This is a genomic window from Ureibacillus galli, from assembly GCF_014836845.1.
Lineage (GTDB): Bacteria > Bacillota > Bacilli > Bacillales_A > Planococcaceae > Ureibacillus > Ureibacillus galli.
Genome location: NZ_JACSQA010000018.1, coordinates 70,063 through 76,648 on the forward strand (window position 1 = coordinate 70,063; position 6,586 = coordinate 76,648).

The 6,586-nt window shown below is 36.6% G+C and carries 8 protein-coding genes and 1 other annotated feature; of the genes, 6 read left to right on the plus strand and 2 right to left on the minus strand.

Going from position 1 to position 6,586, the window contains the following annotated elements:
• Positions 1-17: 17 nt before the first annotated feature.
• The 3 genes from H9636_RS12235 to H9636_RS12245 all read left to right on the plus strand — a co-directional run bounded on the left by H9636_RS12235 (position 18) and on the right by H9636_RS12245 (position 3,107).
• Entirely contained in the window at positions 18-1,106 is a 1,089-nt protein-coding gene (locus H9636_RS12235; RefSeq protein ID WP_191707863.1) for an NAD(P)-dependent alcohol dehydrogenase, read from the plus strand.
• 189 nt (positions 1,107-1,295) lie between these two features.
• The gene (locus H9636_RS12240; RefSeq protein WP_191707864.1) at positions 1,296-2,336 is read left to right on the plus strand and encodes an NAD(P)-dependent alcohol dehydrogenase; all 1,041 of its coding nucleotides are present in this window, start codon (positions 1,296-1,298) and stop codon (positions 2,334-2,336) included.
• Positions 2,337-2,534: 198 nt separating this feature from the next.
• Positions 2,535-2,708, plus strand: a sequence feature (16S ribosomal RNA rRNA prediction is too short).
• An 81-nt stretch (positions 2,709-2,789) separates the two neighbouring features.
• A complete protein-coding gene (locus tag H9636_RS12245) occupies positions 2,790-3,107 on the plus strand; it encodes an RNHCP domain-containing protein (protein ID WP_191707865.1) in 318 nt (105 codons plus the stop codon).
• 52 nt (positions 3,108-3,159) lie between these two features.
• Here H9636_RS12245 and H9636_RS12250 read toward each other — a convergent pair whose 3' ends face one another.
• The gene (locus H9636_RS12250) at positions 3,160-3,321 is read right to left on the minus strand and encodes a hypothetical protein (RefSeq protein WP_191707866.1); all 162 of its coding nucleotides are present in this window, start codon (positions 3,319-3,321) and stop codon (positions 3,160-3,162) included.
• Between the two features lie 463 nt (positions 3,322-3,784).
• Here H9636_RS12250 and H9636_RS12255 point away from each other — a divergent pair, with 463 nt between their 5' ends.
• The 3 genes from H9636_RS12255 to modB all read left to right on the plus strand — a co-directional run bounded on the left by H9636_RS12255 (position 3,785) and on the right by modB (position 6,426).
• Positions 3,785-4,885, plus strand: a complete 1,101-nt coding sequence (locus tag H9636_RS12255) for an ABC transporter ATP-binding protein (RefSeq protein ID WP_191707867.1) — start codon at positions 3,785-3,787, stop codon at positions 4,883-4,885.
• Between the two features lie 70 nt (positions 4,886-4,955).
• The gene (modA, locus tag H9636_RS12260; RefSeq protein WP_191707868.1) at positions 4,956-5,765 is read left to right on the plus strand and encodes a molybdate ABC transporter substrate-binding protein; all 810 of its coding nucleotides are present in this window, start codon (positions 4,956-4,958) and stop codon (positions 5,763-5,765) included.
• On the plus strand, positions 5,746-6,426 hold the full coding sequence (gene modB / locus H9636_RS12265) for a molybdate ABC transporter permease subunit (RefSeq protein ID WP_191707869.1): 681 nt from the start codon (positions 5,746-5,748) through the stop codon (positions 6,424-6,426). Before modA ends, modB begins: the two co-directional genes overlap by 20 nt.
• A 75-nt stretch (positions 6,427-6,501) precedes the next feature.
• On the opposite strand, the gene H9636_RS12270 is transcribed toward modB, so the two are convergent.
• The coding region (locus tag H9636_RS12270) for an IS3 family transposase (RefSeq protein WP_191707873.1) at positions 6,502-6,586 on the minus strand (85 nt) is incomplete at its 5' end.

Genomic DNA, 6,586 nt, shown 5'->3' on the forward strand with positions numbered 1-6,586 from the left:
TTTAGGAGTGTTTTCCCATGAAAATTAAAGCTGCTGTTACAAATGGACAAGGTCAAGATTTTGTTCTCGAAGACGTAGAACTAGCTGCACCAAAAGCAAATGAAGTATTAGTTAAAATTGTCGCAACAGGTGTTTGTCATACAGATGCCGTTGCAAGAGATGCAGCAATTGCTCCCCTTCCAGCTGTTCTTGGACATGAAGGTGCTGGGATAGTGGAGGAAGTTGGATCAGGTGTTACCCGTTTAGCAAAGGGTGACCACGTTGTATTATCCTTCGCCCATTGTGGTCATTGTGACAATTGCTTAACAGGTCACCCGTCTGTTTGTGAAACGTTCAATGATTTAAACTTTGGAGGCGTACATGACGACTATACACATCGTATATCAAAAGATGGACAACCCCTTTCCACATTTTTCGGTCAATCGTCCTTCGGTACTTTTGCGGTTGCTCATGAGCGTAATGTGGTAAAAGTCGATCAAGATGTCGATTTAGCTTTACTTGGTCCTTTAGGCTGTGGCATACAAACAGGAGCAGGTACAGTTTTAAATAAAATACGACCTGAGTTCGGTTCAACAATTGCCATTTATGGTGCTGGAGCAGTTGGTTTAAGTGCCATTATGGCTGCTAAAATTGTCGGTTGTAAAACGATTATTGCTGTCGATGTACATGATTCACGTTTAGAGCTTGCCAAAGAACTTGGAGCAACCCACACATTAAACGGAACAAAAGTAGATGTGGTGAAAGAAATTAAAGAACTAACGAAAGGTGGTACAAAATACGCCGTAGATACAACAGGAGTGCCACCAGTTGTTCGTCAATGTTTACAAGCGTTACGTCCCCTTGGTACTGCTGCAATTGTTGGGGTTACACCTGAAATGAATATTGATGTTCATAACGACATAATGGCAGAAGGAAAAACAATGATGGGTGTCATTGAAGGCGACGCTGTACCAAATGTCTTTATTCCACAATTAGTCGAATACTATAAAGCTGGTCAGTTCCCATTCGATAAATTAGTAAAATTCTTTGATTTCGACCAAATTAACGAAGCTTTTGAAGCATCAAAATCTGGCGAAGTAATTAAACCGATTTTACGTATGCAATAAACCAAATAAAAACCACTTCATTTTATTATAAATGAAGTGGTTTTTTGTAAATATCAGCATTCTCCAAAAAGAAAAAATTTAACCCCTTGACCTAGAGTTAACTATAGGGATTAACATGATATTGCAAGAGTAATAGAGATAAAACTCTCTGTATCTCTTGAAAATATAAGAATTGTAGGAGGATGCTTTATGATAACTGCTAAAGCAAGAGCTATTGACGGTCCAGATAAACCGTTTCGACCAGCTGAAATTATAAGACGTGATCTTGATTTACATGATGTACTAATTGAAATTAAATATGCCGGCATTTGCCACTCTGACATTCATACCGCTCACGGTGAGTGGGGTCCAGTACATTATCCGCTTGTTCCTGGACATGAGATTGCGGGAGTTGTTACAGCTGTAGGTCCTAATGTAACAAAATACAAAGTAGGTGACCGAGTTGGTGTCGGTTGTATGGTGGATTCCTGTGGCGAATGTGAGAACTGTCTGAAAGGAGAAGAACAATATTGCCTTAAAGGCAATATCCAAACATATGCTGGTGTCGATAAATATGGCGAGCCTACTCAAGGCGGCTATTCTACTCACATTGTCGTAACAGAGGACTTCGTTCTGAGAATCCCTGATAACATCGAGTTTGATGTTGCAGCTCCATTACTTTGTGTGGGAATTACAACTTATTCTCCATTAAAACATTGGGGAGCGGCTCCTGGTAAAAAAGTAGCGATTGTCGGTATGGGTGGTCTTGGTCATATGGCTGTACAAATTGCACATGCAATGGGTGCCGAAGTAACAGTTCTCTCTCAAACATTGAAGAAAAAAGAAGATGGTCTAGAATTAGGTGCAGATCATTACTATGCAACAAATGATCCGGAAACATTCGAGAAACTTGCCGGAACTTTTGACTTAATCATTAACACAGTAAGTGCAAAGATTCATCTAGATGCCTATTTAGGATTACTAGCACTTGATGGGACATTAGTAAATGTGGGTGCCCCTGCTGAACCGTTATCAGTAGGCGTGATGAATTTAATTGGTCATCGTCGTTCCTTTGCCGGTTCAATGATTGGTGGTATCCGTGAAACTCAGGAAATGCTAGACTTCTGTGCAAAACATAACATAGTTCCTAAAATTGAAGTCATTTCAGCTGATCAAATTGATGAAGCTTACGAACGCGTACTAGCTTCAGATGTAAAATATCGTTTCGTTATTGATATTAGTACAATGTAATTTATTTTTTATGAATGTCCGATTTTGGGCATTCTTTTTTTATTCAAAATAAAATATGTAATAATTTTACATACTATTCTCCTTTTTTATTTCAAATTTTGTTATAATTCTAAAAATAGTTAAACACTTTTAAGGAGGAAATTAATTGGTATTACACTCATCCATTGCCATCTAGGGGACGAATGCCTTTGTCAGTGATTAGAAGTGAACACATACTGGTGGGAGGTGGAGATGTCCGTCTCACAGTGATTGATACAAATACACAAAATCAATTTAGGTTCGGATTAGTGGATGAAATATGCCATTATGAAGTTGGAACTAGAAGTAATCGTTTTATAGATTAAGACGGTGAATGCGTCCCTTCCTTCTAAAAGCCTGAGACTACACTTCGTTGTAGAAAAACAAACGGAACCCTTTTCTCTAAGATAAAAAAATTATCTTGGAGGATGGCAAATGGGTCGCAAAAATGAAAATACTTCATTCCAATGTGAAAACTGCGGATTTTTAGTAAAGCCTCTAACAAATGGAAGCTATCGAAACCATTGTCCAAATTGCTTATACTCAAAACATTTAGATATATATCCAGGTGATCGAGAAAGCAAATGTAAAGGATTAATGAGGCCAGTTGAACTGTTTTATTCCGGAAAAAAGGGATATCAAATCGTTCATCAATGTTTAAAGTGCAATAAAGTGAATCGAAATAAAATCGCAATCAATACAATTCAGGAAGATAATATAATTAACTTTCAACAAGTCTTAAGTAAGCTCTAAGTGTTTAACTATTACAGGTGATAAAGGAAAGATACCTTTATCACTTTTTTTATTAATCGTAATAATAAACATTTCTCCAATGGTAATCTTCCCCTTTACTTTTACACCAATTAACAAAATCCTGCGCTTGTTCGTTTTTAAACTTTATCCAATCATTCAACAGTTCTCGGTAATAGTTAATTTCATCATCATTATTTTTCTTGTCTGTTGACATTCTACCTTGTCATTTAACTGCTGAGTCTTAATAATAAGTAAAGAATCTTGTTCAATATCCCCAAGATACATATCTTCAGATATATGATGAAATGAATACTCAAAATTCATATAAAAAATATTACAAAGCAGGATATATTAAACGAAATGGGTTGTGCAAAATGGAAAATATTCTAACCAATGTCTTGAAAAATGATAGATTAGATGAATATCCGTTATTCAAAAAGTTTTGTGTCCTCAAAGAAAAAGGGTTACGGAAGGATTCCTTTAATTCAAGTAAATTACTATTTGGACTATCAATTACTGGTAAAGTGCGACAAATGAAACACTTATCCATCTATTATATTATAATAGTGTATAAATCGTTATAAATGATATTATCCTACAATGTATACAGTTAAAATGTGTGCATGTAATTCTTAAATCTATTTCACAAACTATACATTTTTCAAAGGATGGTGGTTATGGTTGAATTAAAACTACAAAACATTTGTAAAACTTACAATAGAGAGATACAAGCGGTAAAAGATTTTAACCTTGATATAAAAGACAAAGAATTTATTGTTTTGGTAGGGCCATCAGGTTGTGGAAAATCAACTCTTTTACGTTTAATAGCAGGCCTAGAAAATCTCTCATATGGCCACATTCTAATAGATGGAAAACCAGTGAATGATGTTTCTCCAAAAGATCGTGATGTTGCTTTTGTTTTCCAAAACTACGCGCTTTATCCCCATCTAAACGTATATCAAAACATGGCATTTGGATTAAAAAGCCGTAAATTCCCAAAGGATGAAATTGACCGTCGTATAAAAGAGGCTGCCCATATTTTAGATATTGAAAAATATTTAAATCGTAAACCAAAGGCTCTTTCTGGTGGGCAACGTCAACGTGTAGCATTAGGTCGTGCCATTGTTCGAGATGCTAAAGTATTCTTAATGGATGAGCCGCTTTCAAACTTAGATACAAAGCTTCGTACGCAAATGCGAACAGAAATTATAAAATTACATCAACGGTTACAAACGACTACCATTTACGTGACCCATGACCAAACAGAAGCAATGACAATGGCTACTCGCCTAGTTGTGATGAACAACGGGGTCATTCAACAAGTGGGTGTTCCTAAAGAAGTTTACGAAAAACCTAATAACGTTTTTGTCGGGGGCTTTATTGGCTTACCTCCGATGAACTTTTTTTCAGGTGCTCTTTTAGATGGCGAAATCTGTATTGGCCATGTGTCAATTCCAATACCAGAAAGAAAAATGATGGTTTTACGTAAACAAGGGTATTTAAACAAAGAAATTATAATGGGTATCCGTCCCGAAGATTTTCACCATTTTCTTAAAACATCTATAATCGATTCTTTAATTGATGCAAAAATAGAAGTCATTGAATTGTTAGGTGCAGAAAATATTGTCCACTCCCAAATTGGGGGTCAACCATTTACGGCACGCCTCGATACACAATTTGTAATTAAACAAGGGCAAGTTTATAAACTAGCGTTGGATATGAATAAAGTTCATTTTTTTGATTGCGAAACTAAAAATCGCATTGCTATTGATGAATAGTAGGAAAAAATTGATAGATCTAGTGTTGTTTTAATATTAAATTTCCTTAATGGATGATAGGAGTCTAAACATGCAAAATCGCTTTAAATTTACAAGCATTTTCTTATTTTTACTTATATTTGTCGTAGCCTGTTCTAATCACGAGCAGTCAGGTCCATCTTCAGACAATCAGCAAACTACATCTGAAAGTAAAGACGAGAAATTAACCATTTCAGCAGCAGCGAGTTTGAAAGATGCAATGGATGTAATTCAACATACATACGAAGAGGAACATCCCACAATTACATTACAATTTAATTTTGGAGCTTCTGGTTCTTTGCAACAACAAATTTCTCAAGGAGCACCGGTGGATCTATTTTTCTCAGCGGCGGAAGATAAATTTGATTTACTCGTTGATGAGGGCATGATTGCAAAAGAAGATGGAATGGATCTTCTCGGCAACGAACTCGTACTAGTTGTTCCAAAAGGAAGTCAATCCATTAAAGGATTCGAAGATGTTGTAACAAAGGCAGATAAAATTTCAATTGGTACTCCTGAAACCGTGCCTGCAGGAAAATACGCCAAAGAGTCCCTTGAAAAGTTGGGTATATGGAAAGATATTGAACCAAAAGTAGTTTTTGCAAAGGATGTTCGGCAAGTATTATCCTATGTGGAAACCGGTAATGTTGACGCTGGTATTGTGTATAAAACCGATGCATCCGTATCAAACAAAATCGAAATAGTTACATCCGCAGATCCTGCAACCCACTCACCCATTATTTATCCTGTCGGTATTATCAAGGATTCTGAACATTACGAAGCAGCAAAAGAATTTTATGAGTACTTACAAAGCGACGAAGCGTTAAAGGTGTTTGAAAACTATGGATTTACTACTAAATAAAGATTTTATGCAAGAATTTTGGAGCCCCATTTGGTTGTCCATCAAAATAGCTACGATAGCAGGTATTATCGTCATTTTGCTTGGAACATTCATCGGACGAATTTTTGCAAGAAAATCTTTTAAGGGAAAAGCTATATTAGAAACCATTCTCATGCTCCCAATGGTTCTCCCTCCTACAGTTGTTGGATTTTTCCTTATTGTCGTCTTTGGAAGAAATAGTATCGCCGGACAGGCTATTGAATGGCTTTTTCATCAACCGATTATTTTTACTTGGTGGGCTGCCGTCATCGCTTCGATCGTTGTCGCATTTCCACTGATGTATCAGTCGGCAAAATCAGGCTTTCAAGGCGTCGACCTTGATATTGAAGAAGCAGCTAGAGTCGATGGGGCAAATGAATGGAGAATTTTCTTATACATTTCTATTCCTCTCGCTTCAAAGAGTCTTATCACTGGAAGTATATTAAGCTTTGCACGGGCATTAGGCGAATTTGGTGCTACTTTAATGTTCGCTGGTAACATACCGGGTGAAACACAGACGATCCCTACTGCTATTTATATCGCGATTGATTCGGGTAATATGCCATTGGCATGGATGTGGGTCATTTCAATCGTCATTTTATCTTTTTTAATGTTGTTGTTTGTCCGAGTAAAAGAGAATTAAAAAGGTGTAGAGAAACGAAATGAACTGAACCCTATAAAGTAGACAGTTTAATTAAAAGGGAGTTCGCCACCTATTTTAAGCGGCGATTAGATGGCTTCGGTATGCTACCGGAGTCATCTTCTTTAATGTCCATTGTTTTCTTGCAGTATTGTAGTAATCC

Bases quoted from the DNA above. Each gene is read 5' to 3' on its own strand.
- H9636_RS12235 (WP_191707863.1), top strand. From the start codon at position 18: ATGAAAATTAAAGCTGCTGTTACAAATGGACAAGGTCAAGATTTTGTT.
- H9636_RS12240 (WP_191707864.1), top strand. From the start codon at position 1,296: ATGATAACTGCTAAAGCAAGAGCTATTGACGGTCCAGATAAACCGTTT.
- H9636_RS12245 (WP_191707865.1), top strand. From the start codon at position 2,790: ATGGGTCGCAAAAATGAAAATACTTCATTCCAATGTGAAAACTGCGGA.
- H9636_RS12250 (WP_191707866.1), bottom strand. From the start codon at position 3,321: ATGTCAACAGACAAGAAAAATAATGATGATGAAATTAACTATTACCGA.
- H9636_RS12255 (WP_191707867.1), top strand. From the start codon at position 3,785: ATGGTTGAATTAAAACTACAAAACATTTGTAAAACTTACAATAGAGAG.
- modA (WP_191707868.1), top strand. From the start codon at position 4,956: ATGCAAAATCGCTTTAAATTTACAAGCATTTTCTTATTTTTACTTATA.
- modB (WP_191707869.1), top strand. From the start codon at position 5,746: ATGGATTTACTACTAAATAAAGATTTTATGCAAGAATTTTGGAGCCCC.